General features: G+C 41.4%; 28 protein-coding genes. 2 read left to right on the plus strand and 26 right to left on the minus strand.

Annotation, left to right across the window (positions count from 1 at the left end):
* Positions 1-336 precede the first annotated feature (336 nt).
* The 25 genes from obgE to N8M93_RS14825 all read right to left on the minus strand — a co-directional run bounded on the left by obgE (position 337) and on the right by N8M93_RS14825 (position 21319).
* The gene (gene obgE / locus N8M93_RS14705) at positions 337-1623 is read right to left on the minus strand and encodes a GTPase ObgE (RefSeq protein ID WP_261133064.1); all 1287 of its coding nucleotides are present in this window, start codon (positions 1621-1623) and stop codon (positions 337-339) included.
* Between the two features lie 19 nt (positions 1624-1642).
* Positions 1643-2179 (minus strand): sporulation initiation phosphotransferase B, encoded by a 537-nt coding sequence (locus N8M93_RS14710; RefSeq protein WP_261133065.1) that lies wholly within the window; start codon positions 2177-2179, stop codon positions 1643-1645.
* Positions 2180-2268: 89 nt separating this feature from the next.
* Positions 2269-2559: a 50S ribosomal protein L27 gene (gene rpmA, locus N8M93_RS14715; protein ID WP_236334226.1), complete on the minus strand. Its 291-nt coding sequence runs from the start codon at positions 2557-2559 to the stop codon at positions 2269-2271.
* A gap of 19 nt (positions 2560-2578) precedes the next feature.
* On the minus strand, positions 2579-2902 hold the full coding sequence (locus N8M93_RS14720) for a ribosomal-processing cysteine protease Prp (protein ID WP_261133069.1): 324 nt from the start codon (positions 2900-2902) through the stop codon (positions 2579-2581).
* A 2-nt stretch (positions 2903-2904) separates the two neighbouring features.
* Positions 2905-3213 (minus strand): 50S ribosomal protein L21, encoded by a 309-nt coding sequence (gene rplU / locus N8M93_RS14725; protein ID WP_261133308.1) that lies wholly within the window; start codon positions 3211-3213, stop codon positions 2905-2907.
* Complete coding sequence (locus N8M93_RS14730) at positions 3197-3415, minus strand: hypothetical protein (RefSeq protein ID WP_261133071.1); 219 nt, start codon at positions 3413-3415, stop codon at positions 3197-3199. The genes rplU and N8M93_RS14730 overlap by 17 nt, the downstream gene beginning before the upstream one ends.
* Positions 3416-3642: 227 nt before the next feature.
* Positions 3643-5100, minus strand: coding sequence for an Rne/Rng family ribonuclease (locus N8M93_RS14735; protein WP_261133073.1), 1458 nt, complete (start codon positions 5098-5100; stop codon positions 3643-3645).
* 47 nt (positions 5101-5147) lie between these two features.
* Complete coding sequence (locus N8M93_RS14740; RefSeq protein WP_261133075.1) at positions 5148-5894, minus strand: M50 family metallopeptidase; 747 nt, start codon at positions 5892-5894, stop codon at positions 5148-5150.
* Between the two features lie 95 nt (positions 5895-5989).
* A complete protein-coding gene (locus N8M93_RS14745) occupies positions 5990-6724 on the minus strand; it encodes a M23 family metallopeptidase (protein ID WP_261133076.1) in 735 nt (244 codons plus the stop codon).
* A 165-nt stretch (positions 6725-6889) separates the two neighbouring features.
* A complete protein-coding gene (gene minD, locus N8M93_RS14750) occupies positions 6890-7687 on the minus strand; it encodes a septum site-determining protein MinD (RefSeq protein ID WP_261133078.1) in 798 nt (265 codons plus the stop codon).
* A 17-nt stretch (positions 7688-7704) separates the two neighbouring features.
* On the minus strand, positions 7705-8394 hold the full coding sequence (minC, locus tag N8M93_RS14755) for a septum site-determining protein MinC (RefSeq protein ID WP_261133079.1): 690 nt from the start codon (positions 8392-8394) through the stop codon (positions 7705-7707).
* A gap of 62 nt (positions 8395-8456) precedes the next feature.
* Positions 8457-8975, minus strand: a complete 519-nt coding sequence (gene mreD, locus N8M93_RS14760) for a rod shape-determining protein MreD (protein ID WP_261133080.1) — start codon at positions 8973-8975, stop codon at positions 8457-8459.
* Positions 8972-9865 (minus strand): rod shape-determining protein MreC, encoded by an 894-nt coding sequence (gene mreC, locus N8M93_RS14765; protein ID WP_261133082.1) that lies wholly within the window; start codon positions 9863-9865, stop codon positions 8972-8974. Before mreC ends, mreD begins: the two co-directional genes overlap by 4 nt.
* A gap of 12 nt (positions 9866-9877) precedes the next feature.
* On the minus strand, positions 9878-10921 hold the full coding sequence (locus tag N8M93_RS14770) for a rod shape-determining protein (protein ID WP_261133084.1): 1044 nt from the start codon (positions 10919-10921) through the stop codon (positions 9878-9880).
* A gap of 74 nt (positions 10922-10995) precedes the next feature.
* Positions 10996-11730 (minus strand): DNA repair protein RadC, encoded by a 735-nt coding sequence (gene radC / locus N8M93_RS14775; protein WP_396125605.1) that lies wholly within the window; start codon positions 11728-11730, stop codon positions 10996-10998.
* On the minus strand, positions 11699-12292 hold the full coding sequence (locus N8M93_RS14780) for a nucleoside triphosphate pyrophosphatase (RefSeq protein WP_261133086.1): 594 nt from the start codon (positions 12290-12292) through the stop codon (positions 11699-11701). Before N8M93_RS14780 ends, radC begins: the two co-directional genes overlap by 32 nt.
* A 549-nt stretch (positions 12293-12841) precedes the next feature.
* Positions 12842-13873: a hypothetical protein gene (locus N8M93_RS14785; RefSeq protein ID WP_261133088.1), complete on the minus strand. Its 1032-nt coding sequence runs from the start codon at positions 13871-13873 to the stop codon at positions 12842-12844.
* Positions 13874-14035: 162 nt separating this feature from the next.
* Positions 14036-14593 carry a hypothetical protein gene (locus N8M93_RS14790; protein WP_261133090.1) on the minus strand — a complete coding sequence of 186 codons (558 nt, stop codon included), beginning with the start codon at positions 14591-14593 and terminating at the stop codon, positions 14036-14038.
* Positions 14590-15201, minus strand: coding sequence for a hypothetical protein (locus tag N8M93_RS14795; protein WP_261133092.1), 612 nt, complete (start codon positions 15199-15201; stop codon positions 14590-14592). Before N8M93_RS14795 ends, N8M93_RS14790 begins: the two co-directional genes overlap by 4 nt.
* A 5-nt stretch (positions 15202-15206) precedes the next feature.
* Entirely contained in the window at positions 15207-16175 is a 969-nt protein-coding gene (gene pilM, locus N8M93_RS14800; protein WP_261133093.1) for a type IV pilus biogenesis protein PilM, read from the minus strand.
* 15 nt (positions 16176-16190) lie between these two features.
* A complete protein-coding gene (locus N8M93_RS14805) occupies positions 16191-16925 on the minus strand; it encodes an A24 family peptidase (RefSeq protein WP_261133095.1) in 735 nt (244 codons plus the stop codon).
* Between the two features lie 62 nt (positions 16926-16987).
* Entirely contained in the window at positions 16988-17404 is a 417-nt protein-coding gene (locus N8M93_RS14810; protein WP_261133096.1) for a type II secretion system protein, read from the minus strand.
* Between the two features lie 15 nt (positions 17405-17419).
* Positions 17420-18631, minus strand: a complete 1212-nt coding sequence (locus tag N8M93_RS14815) for a type II secretion system F family protein (protein WP_261133098.1) — start codon at positions 18629-18631, stop codon at positions 17420-17422.
* Entirely contained in the window at positions 18632-19681 is a 1050-nt protein-coding gene (locus tag N8M93_RS14820; RefSeq protein WP_261133100.1) for a type IV pilus twitching motility protein PilT, read from the minus strand.
* A 9-nt stretch (positions 19682-19690) separates the two neighbouring features.
* Entirely contained in the window at positions 19691-21319 is a 1629-nt protein-coding gene (locus N8M93_RS14825) for a GspE/PulE family protein (RefSeq protein ID WP_261133102.1), read from the minus strand.
* A 115-nt stretch (positions 21320-21434) separates the two neighbouring features.
* On the opposite strand from N8M93_RS14825, the gene N8M93_RS14830 reads away from it, so the two are divergent.
* Together N8M93_RS14830 and N8M93_RS14835 are read left to right on the plus strand one after the other, a co-directional pair.
* The gene (locus tag N8M93_RS14830) at positions 21435-21812 is read left to right on the plus strand and encodes a prepilin-type N-terminal cleavage/methylation domain-containing protein (protein WP_261133103.1); all 378 of its coding nucleotides are present in this window, start codon (positions 21435-21437) and stop codon (positions 21810-21812) included.
* Positions 21809-22309 (plus strand): PilW family protein, encoded by a 501-nt coding sequence (locus N8M93_RS14835; RefSeq protein ID WP_261133105.1) that lies wholly within the window; start codon positions 21809-21811, stop codon positions 22307-22309. The genes N8M93_RS14830 and N8M93_RS14835 overlap by 4 nt, the downstream gene beginning before the upstream one ends.
* On the opposite strand, the gene N8M93_RS14840 is transcribed toward N8M93_RS14835, so the two are convergent.
* Entirely contained in the window at positions 22306-23295 is a 990-nt protein-coding gene (locus N8M93_RS14840) for a type II secretion system protein (RefSeq protein WP_261133107.1), read from the minus strand. The two genes, N8M93_RS14835 and N8M93_RS14840, sit on opposite strands and share 4 nt — an antisense overlap.
* Positions 23296-23420: the final 125 nt, after the last annotated feature.

Consider the following 23420-nt stretch of genomic DNA (forward strand, 5'->3'; position numbering starts at 1 on the left):
ATGGCACCAGTACAGTATTACGAGCGCTTTAAAGCAGGGATTTCGCCACAAATAGTGGTCAATTTATAAAAAACTAAGAAAATCAAAGAAATTTAAAGGTCGTGTCTAAAATAAGGGGGCCAGACCGGAAGTGAACAGTTTACATATGAAAGTGAACAAATCAGCCCTTGAGCCCGTGTGGAAGTGAGGCTCGGGGATTCAGGGCTTATGTTTGGAAGTGATTTCTATCTTAGCGACCAAATACTTCCGCTTTTCATTTGCCTGCGAAATTTCGAGGAAATCTGCGTCATGCATTCACAAAAGCTTAAGAAAAAAATAGACCGTCACTACGACAGTCTATTCGATAAATTCAAATTCATAGTCCATGATGCGGACGATGTCACCATCTTCAGCACCGCGTTCTCTAAGAGCATCATCAATTCCCATCCTTCTCAGCTGTTGAGCAAATCGTCTGACTGATTCATCTCTGGAGAAGTCCGTCATTTTGAATAGACGCTCAATTTTGCCACCGGAAATCACAAATGTACCATCATCTTCTCGTGAAAGTTCAAAAGGCTGTTCTTCCTTTTGATGCTTATAAAGAACTCTTTCATCCTCTTCTTCCTCATCATCTATGAGTGGGAATTCAGGGGTTGTTTCTAATTTATTCGCAATTTCAAATAACAAATCCCGTACTCCGTCTTTGGTTATCGCTGAAATCGGGAAGATCGGGTATTCATCTCCAACCTGTTCTTTGAATAACTCGAGATTATCTTCTGCATCTGGCATGTCCATCTTATTTGCAACAACAAGCTGAGGACGTTCTGTCAAACGTAGATTATATTGCTTAAGCTCCTCATTGATTTTCAAGAAGTCTTCGTATGGATCTCTTCCTTCCATACCTGACATATCAAGGACATGGACAATCACTCGAGTCCTTTCAATATGTCTTAAGAACTGATGACCCAAACCGACTCCTTCGTGTGCACCTTCGATCAATCCTGGCAAATCCGCCATGACGAAACTCCTGTTATCCTCTGTTTCAACAACGCCAAGATTTGGACTTAACGTGGTGAAATGATACTCGGCGATTTTAGGCTTAGCTGCTGATACGACGGACAAAAGCGTTGATTTCCCGACACTAGGAAAACCGACAAGCCCAACATCCGCAAGTAATTTCAATTCTAATGTAACTTCTCTCTCTTCACCTGGCTCACCATTCTCGGAAAGTTCAGGTGCAGGATTTTTCGGGGTTGCAAAACGTGTATTCCCACGTCCCCCTCTACCACCTTTCGCAATGACTGCTTGCTGTCCATGATCAACAAGATCAGCAATGACCTTACCACTCTTGACATCAGTCACAACTGTTCCTGGAGGGACTTTGACAACCATATTTTCTGCATTGCGTCCATGCATGTTTTTAGACATTCCGTTTTCCCCTCGTGGAGCTTTGAAGTGACGGTTGTAACGGAAATCCATCAATGTACGTAATCCTTCTTCAACCTGGAAAATGACGTCTCCGCCCTTTCCCCCGTCTCCACCAGCAGGTCCCCCATCTGGTACATATTTCTCTCTGCGGAATGCAACCATTCCGTTTCCACCATCACCTGATTTTATAAATACAGTAACCTGATCGACAAACATGATATTTTCTCACCTCACCTTATGATCCTAGTTCAAGGATATATAACAGTTCATTTTCCTGACAGTAGCTTTCGACGATCGTGATTGAATTATGTAAAGGATTCAGTGAATCCAATGCCTTACAGGATTCCATATCAATTTTCCCTGCAAAATCATAAGTGATTCTTGATCTTCCATGAATCAATTGGATGGTAATCATCAGATGCGGTTCTCCATCTGGTTCAATCAATTTATCAAGCTGACCGATGAATTCTTTGGTCCAGTCATAAATCGTATCGTCAAACGACGAAAGATCTTGTTCGTCACCGATCACTTCATAATCGAGTCGATACTTGTTCTGCTGCCAATTGTATGTTAATAAAAATTCAGCCATTTTCGGCATCCGAAGATTTGAGACCTTCGCCTCGTTCTTCGCTTCATGCACAACGTTTTCTATTATTTCTTTAGCCCGGTCAGTACGGTCTAGTGCTAAGTTTCCTTTTATCAGTTGAAGTTGGTTCAGCCAATCATGCCGAGCATGACGTAATAGACTAACGGGGTCCCATTTTTCCTTCATATCAGCACTCCCAAACGTTAAAAATTAACCGTTTTTTAAAAAGGTATAAGAAGAAAAAAACTCTAACCAGTCCGGTTAGAGTTTATGTGTTACGCTTCTTTGGCTACTGGGTAAACACTTACTTGCTTACGGTTACGACCTAGACGTTCGAATCGAACGACTCCGTCTACCTTAGCGAATAAAGTGTCATCTCCACCGCGGCCAACGTTCTTACCAGGATAGATCTTTGTTCCGCGTTGGCGGAAAAGAATAGAACCACCAGAAACAGTTTGTCCGTCAGCTCTCTTAGCTCCTAGACGCTTAGAGATTGAGTCACGACCGTTCTTTGTACTACCAACACCCTTTTTGGATGCGAAGTATTGCAGGTTTAACTTAAGCATGAGATGCACCTCCTAAAACCTAATTGATTTTGATATATTGACCATAGTCACGTTCGATTGACTTCAATGCAACCAGCATACCTTCAAGTAAAAGCTGTATCTTCTCTGATGTTTGTTCACTTACAGAGGAAGGTGTCTTGAATGTAAAATACCCGCCGTCTTCACGAGTCTCCACTTCAGGTTCAACCTGGCAGAGTTCTTCGATTGCATTTACAGTTCCAAAGGAAACAGCTGTAACTGCTGCACACACAAGATCTTGTCCGTATGGACCTGATTCGGCGTGCCCCGTAATGCTGAATGACACGATTTTACGCTGATCACGAATTATATTGACCCTTAACATGATTATACGTTAATTTTGTCAATAACAACTTTTGTGTATGGTTGACGATGTCCTTGTTTACGACGATAGTTCTTTTTAGGCTTGAACTTGTAAACAACGACTTTTTTCGCACGGCCTTGCTTGTCGACCTTAGCAGTTACAGTCGCTCCGTCTACGAGTGGGCTTCCGACTTTTACGTCATTTCCACCAACCATCAATACACGATCGAATGTAATTGTATCGCCTGCTTCACCATTCACTTTTTCAATGTAAAGCTCTTGTCCTTCTTCTACACGGAATTGTTTTCCGCCAGCTTCAATAATTGCGTACATCATATGCACCTCCTGTTTTACTCAGACTCGCCATTACAGGTGCTTCTGAATCAATATAGCCGTCGTATTTCTTTGTTGCGTCGTTACTGCGGTCCTCAAATAGGATTTCTATTATCCGGTCCTCGAAACTTCCGCGCCTTGAACTACTTGACTCTATTGTTTCATCTTCAAATAAATTGAGCGGCGAATTTCTGCGTTGCATCGTGACTCCGGTCCTCATGTAGGTCATTCTACACTCCGATCCTCGTCCACTTCTGCGCCTTGAACTTCTTGCTCCCTTTATCTGAAATCTGGTTCCAGTATAAATTGAGCGGGGAATTTCGCCTCAATTTTATCATTAAGCTTGAAAACCTGCTTTGAGCGGTTGGAGCATGAGGCTCCAAAAACTAACGAAAAAATCATACCATAAAATAAAAGGCATTGTCAATGTTATTCCTTCTCTATTCGTGCTTCGATCATATCGCATGACCCGATTTGCCTCACGTGAAAAGAAGGATGTTCAATCCCGGATTTTTCCGTTATATACAGTTTAGCAGAAATCAGGCTTGAAAGGTTATTTTCCAATTCATTTTCTGGAGCTTTGATATAATCCCGTAATGGTTTGGAGACTTCCACCCAGATCCCTTCTTCCTCTGTATGACGATGTTCAAATAATGTCCGTTCTAGAGCATAATAGATGGTTTCAACGGATAATTGCCTGTGGTTTGATTTACAAACCGTACATGGTTCAGTCATTTGTGCAGAAAGGCTGTCTTTCACCTTTTGGCGGGTAAGTTCTAATAAACCAAGTGCAGTGAAGCCATGAATTCTTGTCCGAATCGGGTCTTGATTGAACGTGTTTTCAAGACGCCTAATAACCTTGTTTTGATGATCTTTACTATTCATTCGGATGAAGTCGATGACGATCATTCCACTTATATTACGTAGTCTCAATTGTCTCGCAGCTTCTTCTGCTGCGTGTAGATTCGTCTCTAAAATTGATTGTTCACGGTCTTGTTTACCGGTGAATTTTCCGGTATTCACATCGATCACTGTCAACGCTTCTGTAGGGTCTATATTGATATGCCCCCCGTTTTTCAACCAAATAACGGGCTGAAGTGCTTTATGGATCGCCTGCTCAATATTATGATAGCTGAAAAGATTTTCAGTTCCTTTATATAAATAGGTCTTCTCAGAGAAGTCCGGATATTTATTCTTAAAGGATCGGTATACATCGAAGTCATCAAAAATGTACGTCATTTCCTCATTAGAGGTATGGACTAAAGCATGCTCAATCAACGTATTCCCCTCAAACAACAAAGAAGTGCGCTTTAAGGTCTCTGCTTTATCTGTAAGAGTCGTCCATTGCTGCCTGAGTCTTGAAATCTCTTGATCCAACTGTTCAACTGATACTTCTGAGCTCAAAGTACGCATGATCAAGCCTTCAGGCTCTACGGTAAGGTCATCGCCCACTTTTCTCATCTGCTCCTTATCATTCTCTGATAACTTTTTTGAAACGGCTGTGTAGTTCCCGAACGGTAAATAAACAAGGTGCTCTCCAGGTATCGTAATGTTTTCCGTAAGGAGAGGTCCCTTGCTTTTAGAAGCTTCTTTTTTCACTTGGACAATAATCAACTGGCCTTCATGTATCTTTTCGGAAATGATTTTATTTTCCTTCTCCGTTATCGTAACCAAATCAGTCGCATGAATGAATCCATTCTGATCAAATCCCACGTCGACAAAGGCAGCTTGAATACCCGGGAGTATTTTGACGACACGTCCTAAATATATATTACCGGCTTTCGGATAAGCATTGGGACGTTCAAACATGACCTCGACCAATTGGCCATGATTGACAAGCGCAGCTCTCTTTTCAGATGTTGTCATATTAAATAAAAGTTGTTTCAATATAGATCCTCAATTCTCATCTTTTACGTTTGAACTTCTTCTTTATTTTAACGAAAAAGATCCTCGATTGCACATGAACCAGCACTCCTCTTAAAGTAAGCCGATAGAATATCCTTTTCTTTACACATGTAAGGAGGCGCTGATTTTATTAATATGTCATGGCTGCACCCTTTGTATAATCCTGCTAGTACATTTTCTACACTTGTTGCAGGGTGAACGCTGATGATTTTGTTCCTTTTCGGTTTTTCTTCTGTACTCATCCTTTCCAGCAAGAATCGGACAAACACATACGGGTGATGTTTCCATTCCACATAGTGAGCGTAAAGTAAGAAAGTTACGATGATGATCAAATTCAAATGAAATGCAAACCAAAGGAGCGATCCCCCTGTAAAAATGAGCAGGAATATACAGGAGATCAACAACATGGATTTCTTCGCTTTTTTATATGGGGAAAACAAGGTGATGAATAGGAAAAGGAGTTTTCCTCCATCCAGCGGCCAAATGGGAAGTAGATTGAACAATAAAATCATCCAATTCATCGATATAAGAAGTTCAAGTGTATACGGATCAGCTAATCCATTATATATGCAGAACATTCCGAGGCTGATCATCCAAACATGTTGTAGAGGACCTGCTAATGTAACGATGATTTCTTCATGATAAGGTCGATTCCCGTACTCGTCCATTTCCGCAACACCTCCAAAAGGCAGTAGTTCCACTTTAACCAACCGCCATTTGAAAAAAAGTGCCGCGAACGCATGTCCCAGCTCATGAATGAGGATGATGAGGAACAAGACAAGAAACTCCCGAAAGTGACCAGTTGCGATGCCGATCAATGCAATCAGCCAAAGAAGAGGGTTTATTCGTATTAAAGGGATGACCTTGAGCATTATTCAGTGGACAATACTTTCAGAGGATCTACAAACCCGCCGTTATCCTTGATTGCGAAATAGAACATGCCCGCTTCTGATCCCTCTTCCATCGTTACCTTACCTAAAGTCGTCCCCAAATCGATATAATTATAAAGTTTGACGCCGCCATCAATTTTATCAAGCTTTCCATACCAAGATTCGCTCCCATCAAAATGCTGGACCACAACCGTTTTGCCTAATTTGTCCTTTTCACCTACAAAGATGACGAATCCTTCTTTAATGGCTGAAACATCTGTTTTATTACCGGTTTCCAGCAAAATCCCCTGGCCATTATCCTCGAACGATTGAAGGATTTTCGTGTTCGCTGGGAGCGCATAATCTTGCATTTTCTTGCCCGTATCAGCAACCTCGCTCCCCTTACTTTCAGTCGGAAACAACGCGAGCGGTTTTCCGAATTTCTCTTCGTACCATCCTGCGATCGAAGCGAATTGAAACTCCTGATCAAAGGAATTATTGACCAAGGTACGTATAGGATTGAGGTTTTCAGATGGGTTCTTGAAGACGATCCCCACAATTAAAAATAAGCATACCGCTGCCATCAATCGAAAAAGGAATCCCTGGGAAGAAAATAAAGGATGGCCACCTTCATTTCGTTCATCCTTAAAGTCATGGTAGGAATGATTGGAAACAGGTTTATTACTTTTTATGTGATTGTGATACTTTCTCCGTATCTCATCCGCTCTGTTTTTCATAGACACCCATCCTCTACATCTGGTTTGTACATGTTTATGACTTGTCCGGGGTGTTTATGACTATTGGAGATTTACACTCAAGTTTGGATGAAAAGCTGTATAGAGTCATCTAAAAAACGAAAAAGCCGGATTCTCCTGGGTTTCCCAATCGAATCCGACTTTGATTTATGATCTCATTCCGAAGAATTGCTTCACTTTTTTGAATAAACCTTTGTCTTGCTCCAACGACATCAACGGTACAGATTCACCGAGAATCCTGCGAGCGATGTTCCGGTATGCCTGCGAGGCTTTGGTATCCGGATTCAACGCAATCGGTTCACCACGGTTGGAAGCGCGGATGACTAGTTCATCATCTGTAACGATCCCCAATAATTCGACCGCTAAAATCGAAACAATTTCATCGACATCCAGTGAGTCGCCACTTTCCATCATATGAGGTTTCAGGCGGTTGACAATGAGCTTAGGAGCTTCGATTTCTTCCTGTTCCAGTAGACCGATGATCCGGTCTGCATCCCGTACTGATGAGGTCTCAGGATTTGTAACCACGATCGATTTATCTGCGCCTGCAATCGCATTTTTGAACCCTTGTTCAATTCCTGCAGGACAATCGATGATGACATAATCATAATCCTGTTTGAGCTCGGTCACCATCGCTTTCATTTGTTCAGGTTTGACGGCACTTTTATCTTTAGTCTGTGCGGCAGGTAATAAGTATAGACACTCGAATCGCTTATCTTTTATCAAAGCTTGATGTAATTTACAGCGGTTATGTGCAACATCCACAAGATCGTAGATGATACGATTTTCGAGGCCCATGATCACATCCAAGTTTCGGAGCCCGATATCTGTATCGATCAAACAGACCTTCTTTCCAAGAAGTGCAAGTGATGTCCCTATGTTGGCTGTGGTTGTGGTTTTTCCAACTCCGCCTTTTCCAGATGTAATAACGATAGCTTCACCCACAAAACATTCCCCTTTCCCTACAATCGGTTTAAACCGGGTCTGAGCTGGTGTAAGGTGTGCATACGATCGAATTTGATCCTATTGTCCTCTTCATCTAAATATGCACAATCACCAGAGTACTCTAGTTCATTTTCTTCTTCATTTATAAATTGATCTGCAATACGAACTAAGGTTGGTTTCAATACTGAAGCTGCTATGACGGCTGATTTACGACCTTCACAGCCTGCGTGGGCGATCCCTTTCAATGTCCCCATCACAAAAATATTTCCAGTAGCTGCGACAGTACCACCAGGATTCACATCACCCACTAATAGTAAGTCGCCTTGAACCTTCAATATCTGACCAGAGCGTATCATTCTGCTTACAGAAGTGATTTCATTCTCTTTTTTCATGAACTCTGCTTCTTGACGCGTAATGACGTCTGATTCAATTACATCGACTAACAGGTTCTTCTTTTGGTAGATGATATTTCTCAAAGTCTCTTCCTGAGGTTCACTCAAATATCGCTTGCCCACTTTTACCTTCACAGTAATCTTTGGGCTTTCAGATGAATCTTCTGTTCCAGGATAGATCAACTTCGACTCCAGTTCTTCCAAAAGTTGATTGAAAGAGCATGTATCATCAAGATGAAGAATGAGTCCTTCTTTCGTCCCCTTAATCGTTACATGATGAGTATTTGATTTTTGTTGTTTTTGTTTCTGTGCCATTACCCTGTTCACCTCAACATACACAAATTCGACAATGTCAAATGGGAATCCTTTTTTCCACTCTATTTTTCTTGCAATTCCATGGCGATATCAAGCAGCCATTTCCGGAGTGGGTAATACACTAAAACGACGAATACACCATTCAAGATCAAGGTCGGTAGATAACGCTGATAGATAAAGGTTTCCAACATTACTTTCGTGACACCTATTAAGCTATATAACCCATAAATTAAAAATTCAAAAGCAGAAAGGCCAATTAGCATAATGAATACCGTCACAAATATGTTCCCATGGAAATATCTAGCTATGAAGGTCGTCACATAAGCTGTCAATCCCATTGAAAACATATACACCCCCAGCAAATCAGTAAAAATAACATCATAAAGCAAACCGAAAGCTATTCCATAAATGAGACCACGGATCGGTGAAATATACATAGCGATGAAACACACTATGACCACGACAAAGCGTGGGATAAGAATTGTTTCGTTATCCAGGTGCTGTGGTGTAAAAACCTGCATGACGGTACTTTCACTTATAAAAACAAGGTATGTAATAAAAGGAAGAAGAAAGCGGATCATGACGTTTCTTCCTCCTCTATCTGGTCTGGATTCCCGATTTCAACATCCACTTCTTCCATCTTCCGCTTGATGATCATCACATGGTTGATATCATAAAGATCCGCAGCTGGCTCTATGTAAGCAGTTTGCGTCGGTTCGACCTTATCAGGTTCTACTTCTACAATCTTTCCAATCTCCAAACCTTCAGGAAAAATGCCTCCAAGACCAGATGTCGTCACAGTTTGACCTTCTTCTAATTTCTTATCGATCGGGATCATTTTCATCAAAAGCACTTTCTTCTTATCGTCAAACCCCTGAATCAAACCATATACTCTCTCTTTTTCACCATTAACCACTGCCGAAATCCTGCTGTTCGGATCATGGCTGCTTACCAACTCTACACTTGAATGGAATGCTGAAACCTTGTCGATCTTCCCGATCAATCCCTGAGCAGAAATGACAGCCATGTTTGGTTCGATTCCGGCCTGCTTACCTTTATTGATTTTTATGGATTGATACCATCTCTCCGGGGATCTTCCGATGATAGAAGCTTGCCATACCGTATAATCTGACAAGGTTTCTTCTTTTTCCAGTGTGTTCCGCAGGGTTTCATTTTCTTTCTTCAAATCTTTCACCCGGCTCGCGAGTGAATCATACTCATTCAACTGTAACTTCAGGACTTTATTTTGTTCATAGATTTCTTTCATCTCAATTACATTCCCAAAGAAACCCGCTACAAAATGTGCGGGTTTATAAAAGACGGATTGTGTCCATCCAACGGTATCTTGCAAAAATTGTTCTGGCCATGAAATGTTTTCCCGTTCTTTCATGGAAAAACCGATCATAGCCACCAGAACAATCATACTTACTAATAGAATAATCAATCGCTTATTAGAAAAAAACTGCGGCACGATTTACACCTCTTACGATTTTGATTTAGAACGGCCGCCGCCAAATCCTGGTTTACTGCTGATCTGCTGGTAGTTTTCAATTGCTCGTCCAGTACCAATCGCAACACAGTCTAATGCGTTTTCAGCTACAATCACTGGCATTTTCGTTTCTTCACTGATGACACGGTCCAAGTTTCGTAGAAGTGCTCCTCCACCAGTCAGTACGATTCCACGATCCATGATATCAGCAGCAAGCTCAGGCGGAGTCTTTTCCAACGCAAGCTTCACAGCATCCATGATCGTATCGACTGTATCCTTCAATGCACCTGCTACTTCTTCCCCGGATATCGTAATCGTCTTCGGTAATCCAGTTAATAGATCACGTCCACGAATATCCATTTCTTCCATACCATCTGAAACATCTGCAGACCCGATATCCAACTTGATTGTTTCTGCTGTACGTTCCCCGATGATCACGTTATACGTCTTTTTAATGTACTGGATGATTGCGTCATCCATTTCATCACCTGCTACACGGATCGATTGTTTTTCAACAATTCCACCAAGTGAGATGATCGCGACTTCTGTGGTCCCTCCACCGATATCGACGACCATACTCCCAGTCGGCTCCCAAACAGGAAGATCTGCACCGATTGCTGCCGCAAGAGGCTCTTCGATTGTTTCCACATCACGAGCTCCCGCTTGTTTTGTCGCTTCTTTCACCGCACGTTCTTCAACATGTGTGATTCCAGATGGAACACATACCATGACAAATGGTTTTCTAGAAAACACAGAACGGTTTTTCTGAGCTTGTTGAATATAGTACTTCATCATCGTTGCAGTAGTATCGTAGTCAGCAATAACCCCGTCTTTCATTGGACGGCGTGCGACGATGTTCCCAGGTGTACGACCGATCATATTCTTTGCCGCATTACCGACTGCTTCGATGTCTCCACTTTTTGTGTTGATGGCAACAACGGAAGGTTCACGTACGACTACACCCTTCCCTTTTACATATACAAGCGTATTCGCTGTACCTAAATCAATTCCCATATCTCTTGAAAATCCACCAAACATTTATGTAAATCTCCCTTCATTACTAGCAAAACTCATAACTTTGATTATACTCCAAACAGTAAAGCTTGAACAGTCTAAACGTAGCCTTTTTCTTTAAGACTTACAAATTTCCGATCACCGATGATTATATGATCCAAAACATCGATTCCAACGATCTTTCCACACTCTGATAAACGTTGAGTTACTTCAATGTCTTCACGACTCGGATTCGGATCACCACTCGGGTGATTATGGAAGCAGATGATCGATGCTGCAGATCGACGCATTGCTTCTTTAAATACTTCCCTTGGATGGACGATGGACGCATTCAAGCTTCCAATGAATACGGTTTGTTTGTGCAACACCTGATTCTTCGTGTTCAAATAAATACACACAAAATGCTCTTGTGACAAAAAACGCATCTCATCCATCACATAATTGGCTCCATCTTCTGGGGAACGGATGATGTACCGGTCCTCGATTTGAAGCCTGTTCACTCGTTTTCCTAGTTCAAGAGACGCCAGGATTTCGACTGCTTTCGCATTGCCGATTCCTTTGACAGCAATAAGTTCATCTATCGTTGCATCCTTCAAAAGGTTCAATCCTTCAAACTGCTGAATCAATCTATGTGATAATTGAAGAACAGATTCTTCCTTTGTTCCTGAACGTAAAATAATCGCGAGCAACTCCTGGTTAGAGAGAACACTGGCACCTTCCTTCAGCATACGCTCTCTTGGTCTTTCATTCAATGGAAAATCACGGATTGTCAGGGGTTTGATTCCCAAATGCAGATCCTCCTTAGGATATATTCCGTGACTGACTAAGATCATTTGAAATTCCGAATTCTTTCAATTCACGTACTGTCTGTGCTATTGGCAAACCGACTACATTGAAATAGTCTCCCTTGATCTCTTTGACCAGCGTCGATCCATAGCCTTGTATACCATATGCACCTGCTTTGTCTGAACTTTCCCCACTACTTACGTATTCTTCTATTTCCTCAGAAGAGAGATTCCAAAACGTCACTTCCGTCACACCATGGAAAATCCGCTTTTTTTCTTCTGAAATTATCGCGACACCTGTGAATACATGATGGGTTTCGCCAGATAACATCCTCAACATGTCGAACGCTTCTTTGTCGTTTTCGGGTTTCCCTAGGATCTGCTTATTGAACACGACAACAGTATCCGCCCCCAAAACAATTTCAGACGGATTTTTACTATAGATGTCTTGTGCTTTATGTAAGGCCAATTGTTCGACAAATTGTTCTGGAGAGTATTCTTTACTGATGTCTTCAGAAACAGCGCTTTTTTGGACAGTGAATGATAGGTGGGCAATTTCGAGTAATTCTTTACGTCGAGGTGAGCCTGAGGCTAAAATGAGGCTTTTCATGCAATCACCCTTTACGTCTAGAGTAGAGGTTATGATTGTCATTTCACTACTTTTGAAGGGATTATTTACAGAATATCAAATCCCTTCCAGTTAGACAACCAAAATTAGTCATTACCCTCCATTTTTATAATTCGTAAAGGTAGGCACATTTATGACTATATTCTTGTCGAAATATAGAAGAATTTTAGAGGTAATATTTCACAGGTGGATTTATGTAGGTTGATGAGGTGAAATTCTGTGGTGTCTGGGTTATTCCGTAAGTTTCCACGATTACACTATTGAAACTTTGTTACGTTTAGCCATTAACGGACACAGGAGACCTTATTTATCCAAATCACACTGTTTTTCCGAAACTAACGGACGCCAGAGACCCTATTTTCAAAAAACACATGGAAAAACACCAGATTTTTTATAAATAACGGCTCTCCTGTCCGCTAAAATCTCCAAAACACCATTTTTGTCACAAATAACGGCTCTGGTGTCCGTTAAATTTACTGAACATCTTTTTTACAAATAACTGCTACTTACAATCAACATAGAAAAAGCTTTTTAGAAACTGTTGATCAAGGATTTGTAATGGATTACAGCATCCAACTTCGCTTGCTGTAAATCCCATTTATCATCTGTATTTTCAGATATTGTCGAAAGAGCGTTGATGAATGCTACTGACTTTTCTTGTTGTGCTGTTGAAAGGACAGAAACGGAACCGAGGGATTTGTTCTTCCACTCTAGCATTTCAGACTGCATCCCATTGATTCCTCCCGCGTCCGCTGCCAACACTTTTTCAAATAACATCTTTCCTGATTCAACCCATTGGAGCTGATTCTCTTCATTCACAGCAATTTCTTTTCCGGAAATCGTCCATTCTTTCGAATACGCATCTGACACTATGGTTTGGTAGTCAGGAAGGAGTGAGCTCAAATTCTCATTACTGCCAACACCAAAAATGACGCGATTATCCACCGGATCGAACACAGCAGCAAATCCGCCTGCTTTCGCTTGATCAACGACTCCCTGAGCACTCTCACTGGACGTGTAGACACCACCTTGAATGATGTTTGTCTTAATAGAAACATCGATGCTCGTTGATTCAACTGCTGTCCCTGTTGTCCCTGCTTCTGTTCCAGCACGGCTTTCCTGGACGATACCTGTTGATTGGGGCTCTGTATGAGACTTGAACTCATCTCCAGTAAAAATCATTAAAACGATCAAACCGATCATGCAACCGATAATCACTGCACTTCCAATCGGTATAAGCAAGCGTTTCGGAAATTGAAATGACATTTTCGGGGATGGCAGTTGACCCTTGAAAGGCATACGTTGTTTCTTTCTATGGATAGGTAATCCTGGTTTACGGTCATATGAAATCGGTTGGTATTCTTCCAATTGCTTTTCACTTCGGTCCTGGTTAAAGAAATAAGTATTGTCAGAAGGCTTGTCTTTTGGGAGAACCCATTCAAACGGAGTTTCAATAGAATCCCGATCAATTGCAGCTGCAACTTCTTGCTCTTCCTTCGTTTCCAGCACAGGCCTGTCCTTCCCGTTCACTTTGATCGATATTTTATCAGACTCGTTTTGCATCTCTATCAACTCCTTCTATACTCCATCTATTCTATGTACGAACTTCCTTCTTTAGAACACCGATGGTAGAGTGGTAGGAAGACTATATCACAAAGGATATAAAAAAGAACAAGACCCCTGTCGTCTTGTTCTTAAAAGCGTTCGAGTAATTTTGACACACCTTCATTTATAATGATATGTTTCCACTTCCAATTGATAGGTCAACGATTTAGCATTCTCTCCACCACTTGCAGTTTCCAGAGATAAAATTTTGTAGAACCTATCTGAATGTTCAACTGTATCGATGAACGTTTTAACAGAATCCAGATTTGGAGCCTTTACAAGGACTGAAAACGTATTCGGTTGTAAAACCGACAAAGGTTCTTGTCCATCATTCACCCCATTATCACCGGGGCCAGCGTTGTCATGTTGCATCAGAATTTCTTGGATGTCACTTTTAGCAGCATTTTCTGCATTATGCAGGTCAAGGACAATCTGATCTGTTTCTTTGCTCTCTGGTGTCGTATGTATACTTGCTTCTTTTTGATCGCCATTTTGTACGTCCATCTTTTTTCCAGCAGTTTCAATAAAGGTCTTTTCCACCTGAATTTGCGACTTTAACGTATTGATCCGGTCGAGAGAAGGATAAACAATCATCAGATAGCCTGCCACAACTAGCAGGGCTGCGATGATTGAAAATAGAATCATCAACCTTTTTTGTGAAAGAGCCTTCTGCATCATCCTCCCCCTCCTTTTTTAGTGAATCGCTCAGTATGGTAGGCAATCTCAAAATCAGCATAATAGTTTTTGCTTGTTTCCTGTGTTTCAGATGTTTCTTTCGTTTCGCCTTCCAACACCTCAGCAAGCTGCTCACTCTCCTGATCATTTCTCGACACACGGATGATCGTGACATCGATGATTCCATCTGACTCTAGCAATTTCCGTTGATACTCTGCAATTTCCTCTAGTTGCGTAAACGTTGTCCCAAGAGTCACTGTACCACTTTCGGAATAACCGATTTGTTCAATGGATCCCTTTTTTAACGGTCCAAGTATTTCATCGATAACATCAGTTGTAGCTATCCTGCTCGTGATAAGTTTGTTCAATTCCTTCAACATCTCTTGACTATTGTCTGTGCTTTTATTTAATTGCCTTTCGATGTTACTCCGTTCATCCTGCAAAATTTCTACTTGCTTTTCAAGGTCAGCGATTTCCAGCATGGCAAAGATCTTCGTGGTCGTAATCCCTACAATACCTGTAATGATGATAGCCAAAAGGAGCAACACCATTTTCCGGTTTTTCGAAGATGATGTCTTTTTTTGTGGGAGTAGATTGATATCAACCTGCATGTCCATCACTCCCCTTTCAGCCCAAGTCCTACGGTTGTATGGAACATTTTCGGAACCTGGAGGCCTCTCTCAAGCACCACTTTTTCCTGCGGAATTTCTATAAGAGGCAAATCAAAATAAGATGTCGATTGCCTTGCAAATTGCTCTCCTTGAGGATGATCACCACATATGATGAATGCATCAAACGTATTGGATTGTTCCGATAATGAGAATTGATAAAAGCTCATGACACGGTCGATCTCCGTCACAAGTTCATTCCATCTCTCCTCAATATCAAAAGGTTGCGTAATCACCCGGTCGTTGGTAACTTCATCAGCAGGTTCCGGTGATAACATCGGGATGTACCGTGTGAAAAGCGGCACATGCCGATGAAAAGCAGTCGCGTTGACCCCCATTCGATCAAGATGAAGACATAAGTAATGATGATGGTCATCTACCAAATCCAGCTCGGAAAAAAGACGGTAATTTGCAAGCGACGCCAGTTCCACTCCTACAGGTTTCAACTTCACTTCATCCAACACACTTACATACTCTTTCATTACATCCTCAGGTGCCGCAAAAAGTAGATACTCAACCTTTTCTTCCTTTTTCTGCAGCTTATGTAGATCGAATATCGGCTCTTCGAATGGTATGTGAATCGAGGCTCCGAGCTCTACCTGGATATATCCCTTTAATTCATTGTCAGGGATTATGGCTGGAACAGGAACTTTACGGATGACAGAGATCGAATCAGGTATAGCGATCCTGACTTTCTCGCCTTTGATCTTCCATTCCTGTACACACTTGTTAAGCATTTGGGTAAGGAGCTTAAGATTCTCGATCTTCCCTTCTTGTATGACGCCAGAGGGGATGATTTTTTCCCCAACTTTTTCGACAATCAGTGGAGAGCGGCTTTTCAATTTTACATATCGAATACAATCATCCTGGAATACAAGAAAGATCGGGTATTTCTTTTTAAAAGATAACCATGCCATGATGAACAAACTCCTTTAGCTTAAATACCAGCGTAGGATCGGTTCTCCCCAAAACAACGTCACGATTGCGGCTACTACAATGAACGGACCGAACGGCACGTGCTGTTTCCGTTTGACCTTCTTCATCACGAAAAGGCTGATGCCGACGATAGAACCGATAAGTGATGCCAGGAATAACACGAGCAAAATGCCTTTCCATCCGAACATCAAGCCCAATAGCGCAAATAATTTGATGTCACCGCCGCCCATTCCGCCTTTACTGATGACAGCTATTAAAAATAACAGGCTGAATCCGATCAGACTACCTATCCAGGCATCCCACCACGGATCCGTTGGTATCCATAATCGATATAGGATGATGAGGGGTGCAAAAAATAACAGGATCTTATTCGGAATCAACATAAAGAAAAGATCACTAACGAAAATGATCATCAATAGCGAAATCAAAATGAGACTGCCGTACAGCATCGGTGACCATCCGAAATTATGGAAACTGAAGACAAACAGAATGCCCGTCACCAGTTCTATGATTGGATAGATGATCGAGATCCTGGTCTTGCAATAACGGCATTTCCCACTTGTAAAAAAATAAGACAGGACAGGGATTAAATCGATAGGTTTCAATGGTTTCTGACACTTTGTGCAATGCGAACCAGGCAGGACTATCGATTCCTTTTTCGGAACTCTTAACCCGACCACATTGAAAAACGACCCGAAAACCAAACCTAACACGAAAAACAATATGTACATGTTGAATCTACTCCGTGTATAGAAATGAACCCTCTCTGGTGGAGAGGGTTAAGCTTAATGTATTAATTATCTGTACCTTTCAATTCAGCTTCTGTCCAACTTTTCTTACTCATTCCTCCACCATTTAAAGTGATTGAATAAGTCTTCTTCCCATTACTGTTATTATGATTTATGGTTACGTCAGCAACATTGTATGAACCTTCACCGCTTGGGTTTTTGGGTACTGCTTCTAAAAAGCCTTCTCTGCTTAAAGTCTGTGCATTAACTGACGTAGCTGAAGGGTCTTCTGAAAGTACATACAACCTCGCTGCTTCAATAATTTGCATTGCATTTGCTTTATGTGTATCTTCTTTAGTATTTTCAATCAGTTTCCCAATCGACGGAACTGCGATTGCAGCGATTATCCCCAAAATAACGATGGTTGCGAGTAATTCGACTAGCGTAAATCCTCTCTCTGACTTTACCATACTTTTTTTCATTTCGTGACTCTCCCCTTAAAAATTGATATTTTCGTACAGATCAAACATCGGTAACACGACAGACAAGACAATGACACCAACAACGATGGACAGGATCAAAATCAAAATCGGCTCAAGCAGCGTTCGAAGACGATCCGTGATGTGTTCTACCTCTGCTTCATAAAAACTAGCAATCTTATGAAGCATTTCATCGAGGTTACCCGTTTGTTCTCCGAGGGAAATCATATGTAAGACTAAAGGCGGAAAGACCCAGCTGTTTTTCATCGGAACCGTCATCGATTTCCCTTCTTCTACAAAATCGATTGATTCATCCACTATTTTCTTGAAAACTGTGTTGTTAAGGACATTCCTGGTGATGGACATGGATTGCAGGATGGGGACTGAACTAGTGAATAAGGAGCTTAGTGTTCTAGCGTACTCGATAATTAGCGTTTTTTGTATAATCGAGCCAAATATTGGTACTTTCAATATAGCATAATCTAAGTAATATTTACTAGTATTATTTCTCCAAAACGCATATAAGACTACAATTGATAGACAGATGATAGTTCCATTCACCCACCAATAGGTGTTACCGAACTCACTGACAGCTAAGACGATTTTTGTCAATTGCGGTAATTCATTGTTCGAATTTGCGTACATTGCCGTAAATTGCGGAACAACGAAGTAAAGCATCACATTCAGGACGGCGATCGCGACAATTCCGAGTAAAGCAGGATAGATCAGTGCAGAAACTACTTTTTGACGCATTTCATAACGTTTTTCAAAATAATCCGCTAGACGAAGCATGGCCTCATCTAAGTTTCCGCTCACTTCTCCTACACGCGTCAATTGAATGACCATAGGCGGAAAGAACCTTTTATACTTTTCCATCGCGATTGAAAGCGACTCCCCTTCTTGAACCTGTTCCCTGATGGAGATCAACGTGCGTTTGAACGTTTTCTGTGCTGCTTGTTCTTCTAATACTTGTACCGATTGGACGACGGAAACACCCGCGTCCAACAGCGCAGCGAATTGTCTTAGGAAAATGACCAGGTCACGCGGCTTGATCCGTGTGCTGATCGAGAGCTCTTTTGTTAACAAATTTTCTTTGTACTCGACGATCTCTGTGACCGCGATGCCACGTTCCCTCAACATACTGACTGCATTCACACGGGTTTCTGCATCGACTTGGCCATGTGCTTTTTTTCCATAAAGATCTCGACCTTGATACGAATAACTAGGCATCTATACCATCATCTCTTTTAGGTAAGGTTGGGCGGCTTCCTTTGAAATCTTGCCATCCCGGAGTTTTTCTTGTATTGACATTTCCAGTGTGTACATCCCTTGTGACTTGCTTGTCTGCATCATGCTTTTGATCTGATAGATTTTTTCATTACGGATCAGATTCGACACACCTGGATTGTTCATCAATAATTCGGTGACAAGGATCCTGCCATCTTTTTTGATGTTCGGGATCAACCGTTGTGAAAAGACCGACACGAGTACAGAAGCCAGTTGAATCCGAATTTGCGCTTGCTGCTCAGGCGGAAAGACATCGATGATCCTGTCGATGGTCGATGGTGCATCGGTTGTATGGAGGGTCCCCAATACGAGATGCCCGGTTTCCGCGGCTGTAATCGCAGTAGAAATCGTTTCAAGATCACGCATTTCTCCGACGAGTATGATGTCTGGATCCTGCCTTAAAGCAGAACGCAAACCAGCCGGGAATGATTTCGTATCCAGTCCAATCTCACGTTGGACAATGATGGATTGTTGATGTCGATGCAAATACTCGATGGGATCTTCAAGAGTGATGACATGGCGATTCAAGTGATGATTGACATAATCGATCATTGAAGCCAATGTAGTCGATTTTCCGCTCCCAGTCGGTCCTGTGATCAAGACCAGTCCTTGTGATTTGTTCATGATACTTTTCAAAGTATCGGGCAGTCTTAATTCTTCAATAGAGGGAATGATGGTCGGAATCACTCTGATCGCGAGACTAATGCTGGAGCGTTGATAGAAAGCATTGATCCGGAACCTTGACACACCCTGGATCCCATATGAAAAATCAATCTCGCCCAACTCGATGAACTCGTCCCATTGCCGTTCATTCATGAGGGACTTCGCAATCAACTGAGTATCTTCTGGAGTCAATGGTTCCATATCTCGAGGGATGAGTTCACCATGTACTCGAAAAATCGGAGCGAGTCCGATGGACAAATGTACATCAGACGCTTTCAGTCCATGCGCATACGTCAACATTTGATGAATCCGTTCGATATCGTAATTCATGATTACCCCCTAATCGATCGTCGTAACTCGAATGACCTCTTCAACCGTTGTCCAGCCTTTTTTAGCTTTTTCAAGGCCATCATCAACCAACCATTGGATCCCGTTTTCATGAAGGTGTTCCTTGATCCTGGAATTCGAGTTTTTTTGTAGAATATGTTCGCGAATAACATCGTCGACCTGAATTACTTCTTGAATAGGTATCCTTCGATTGAAGCCAGTACATCTGCAGCTTACACATCCTTCTCCAACTTTTAGGGTTCGAACATCCTTGCTTCTTGTATGGAATAATTGTCTTTCCTGGTCTGAAGGGATGTATTCGGTTTTACAATCTTCACAGATCCGTCTGACCAATCGCTGTCCGACTACTCCTGTAACGGCAGCAGAGATCAAGTAGGGTTCGATCCCCATGTCGATCAGTCTGGTGATTGCACTTACAGCATCGTTCGTATGTAATGTCGATAAAACGAGATGGCCGGTAAGGGAAGCTTGTATGGCAATCTCCGCTGTTTCCGCATCACGGATTTCTCCGATCATGATGATATTCGGGTCTTGCCGTAAAATGGATCTTAAACCACTCGCAAAGGTGAGGCCAACTGTATTGTTCACCTGAATCTGATTGATGCCTTCCAGTTGATACTCTACAGGATCTTCAATTGTTATGATGTTGTCTTCTTCTCTATTCAATCGGTTCAAGCCGGTATATAATGTTGATGTTTTCCCGGATCCCGTAGGTCCAGTCAAAAGAATCAATCCGTTCGGTTTATCGAGAAAACTGAGGAAGGTCTGTTCGTTCCGTTCACTCATGAATAAATTGGCCAGACGGAGATTCGTTTTTGAGAGATCCAGGACCCGTATGACCACTTTTTCTCCGAACATCGTCGGAATTGTAGAAATCCGCAAATCGATTTTACTGTTATTCAGCTTTAGCTTTATTCTTCCATCCTGTGGTATTCGAAATTCTGTAATATCCAAATCGGCCATCACTTTGATCCGTGAAAGAATCGCACTTTGCATCGATTTTACAAATGACTGTTCATTCCTGAGCACCCCATCAATTCGGAATCGGACGACTAAATGGTTTTCCTGCGGATCAAAATGGACATCGCTCGCCTGGTTTTCAACGGCATCTGACAAAATCTGTTCCACAACCCTTACTGCAGAGGCTTCTATTTCATTCGTATCTCCTGTCGTGCTGTCTGTGATGATTTCCTTACCGTGACCCCCATAGTACTTATGGATTGCCTGGATGATCTCCGTTTTACTAGCGATGACAGGGGTGATTTGAAATCCGGTTGATAGCCTCAAGTCTTCAACAGAGTAATAATCCAAAGGATCGGCCATAGCAACAACCAGTTTATCGTTCTGTTTTTGAATCGGTATGTACACATTACGTCTCGCGGTTTCTTTAGAAACGAGTGCAGTCAAACTTGAGTCGATCGGTATACTCGTCAGTCGAACATGTGGAATGCCCAATTGGAATTCCAACACTTCAATCAATTTTCGTTCTGTGATGTACCCGCGGTCCAAAAGAGCATCTCCAAGTTTTTGATTATTCGATTTTTCCTCCAGAACTTCATCTAATTGAGCTTGTGTAATCATGCGTTCGTTGACTAAAAGATCCCCTAATCGAACTTTCATTGACTCCCCTCCTTTAATCATGTGCATTTTCCCTTTATATTCTACTATTGTACTATAAAAGAGACCAGAATAATGTTAAAATATAGATTATTATGAAGAAAGTGGTTGGAATTTGATGATACATAATCAAAAAGGACTCTCTTTGATTGAAGTGCTCGTGACTATAGTCATAATCAGTCTCGTCTTTACACTACTTTCGCAATCTACGGATTTTTTCACAACAGCTACAATCAAACATGACGCTCGTAAACAAGCCGTTGAAATCCTAGAACAAGAATTGAATAAGACACTTGATCAGTTAAAAAAGGGGGACTCCGTCCAGGAAACTTATGTCGTTGATCATTTTTTCGTAACCATACACACCGCCAAACTATCAAATCCAGAAGAAACTCCTTCTACTTCTTTACCGCAGCAAGTGTCAATGTCAGGTGTTTTCGATGATAATGAACCAAAGCTAGTTACGGTAACCGTTTCATGGGGGGATCAGAGATGAAGAATGAACGTGGAATGACATTAGTAGAATTATTAGCAGCAATTGCAATCTTTTCCATGATTGTCGGTGTCCTTTACAGTTTATTCTCTTTTGCCCAGGCTTCCTGGAAGCAAACAGAAGGTGTTGCTCGTACTGAAACACAAGTGCAAGAACTGAAGACTGTGCTGACACGGGAACTTGCTTCACCGGTTTACCTCAAGTTGTGCGATAGCGAAATACACTTTGAAACGCAGGAAGAAACCTTCAACATTCTAGCATTAGAAAACAATCAACTTCACCTTTATCAAAATGAAGAAAAATTCTCGACCGCCTCTCTATTACATCAATTCACTCTACCAGTGGATCATTTTGAGTTGTTAACCCAAAATAAAAACCCGGTCTCATTCGGAGCCGAGGTAAAAGAAGGATACTCTTATCTTAAAATTTATTATAAAAAGGACGGTTTAAAGAAAAAGGATGTTAATCTATTGATTCCCATCAAAATCTTCGCATATTAATCTTCTACCACTTGTCCAGAAGCTTTTTTAATGATATCCGACTTATTTTTATTTACATAAATAATAGAGTTATGTATAAGTATATCTTTATCCAGGGCTTTAATTTCATCCGTTCCTTTATCCATACCAGCATAAATATAAATATACCTTTCCGCTTTAATTGTAGATTCTAGAATTGAGACATTTCCATAAGGTGCATTGAGTAATATGAAGCTATGGTTACTGTTTCCTGTACTGATCAATTCGGTCTGGTCAATTGTAATATTCCCAGCATTTGAAATTAATGAGATCTCTGATTGCCCATTATGATTGGTATTGATCGTGTTTCCACCTTTGATCGAAAGATTTCCTTCAGTGATGATCGTCATTTTATTTGTTTCATCATACACATGATTTTCGCCAACACTGAAAACTGTCACATCTCCTTTAATGGTTACATTGTCAAAATTTTGTATGAATTCTTGAAATGACATCCACAGCGTTTCTCCATTCAGTTTTTCAATAAGGACTTCTCCATTGGCAACCTTCTCTACTGCAGTCATTCTATGTTCATAGAAATAGGGTTCATCAGCATTCTTTTGTTGATCTTGATTAAGGTCCCCTGCAATCGCTCTGGTGACAACTGTATACTCACCTGAATAATTCTCCAATTGTTCAGAAGTCAATCGATTGCCCTCGCTATCTTCTGCGTATTGGTAGAGGTGCAGCTTGTGCATTCCATCTTTCATGACGTGCAACGGGTTTTCTAAGGTATATGTATAGGTCTTCAAATAATCAATTTTGTCCAAACTATCCTGCAGTTTGAACGTTTCCATCGCGCTCACGGATAGATTGACAGCTTGTTTTTGTTGGAGGATCCGGTTCTCATTCATAAATAACTTATTGTACCAGTTAAACCCAGCTGGGATAAGGATTCCAAGAACCATGATGACCATCAATACAATCACAAGTGTACTTCCATTATTCGATTTGAGGTTACGAAGCATATGATCACCAGAGTTTTTCAAGATATGTAAAAAGGGGATGTCCAAAAATTGCCCGAGTCTCTCCGGACTCAACAACATTTTGAGAAAAATCGTGGTATTGATACAAAATGTTGGGTTGGAGGTGT

The sequence above is a fragment of the Bacillus sp. Marseille-Q3570 genome (assembly GCF_946151055.1).
Lineage (GTDB): Bacteria > Bacillota > Bacilli > Bacillales > Fictibacillaceae > Pseudalkalibacillus.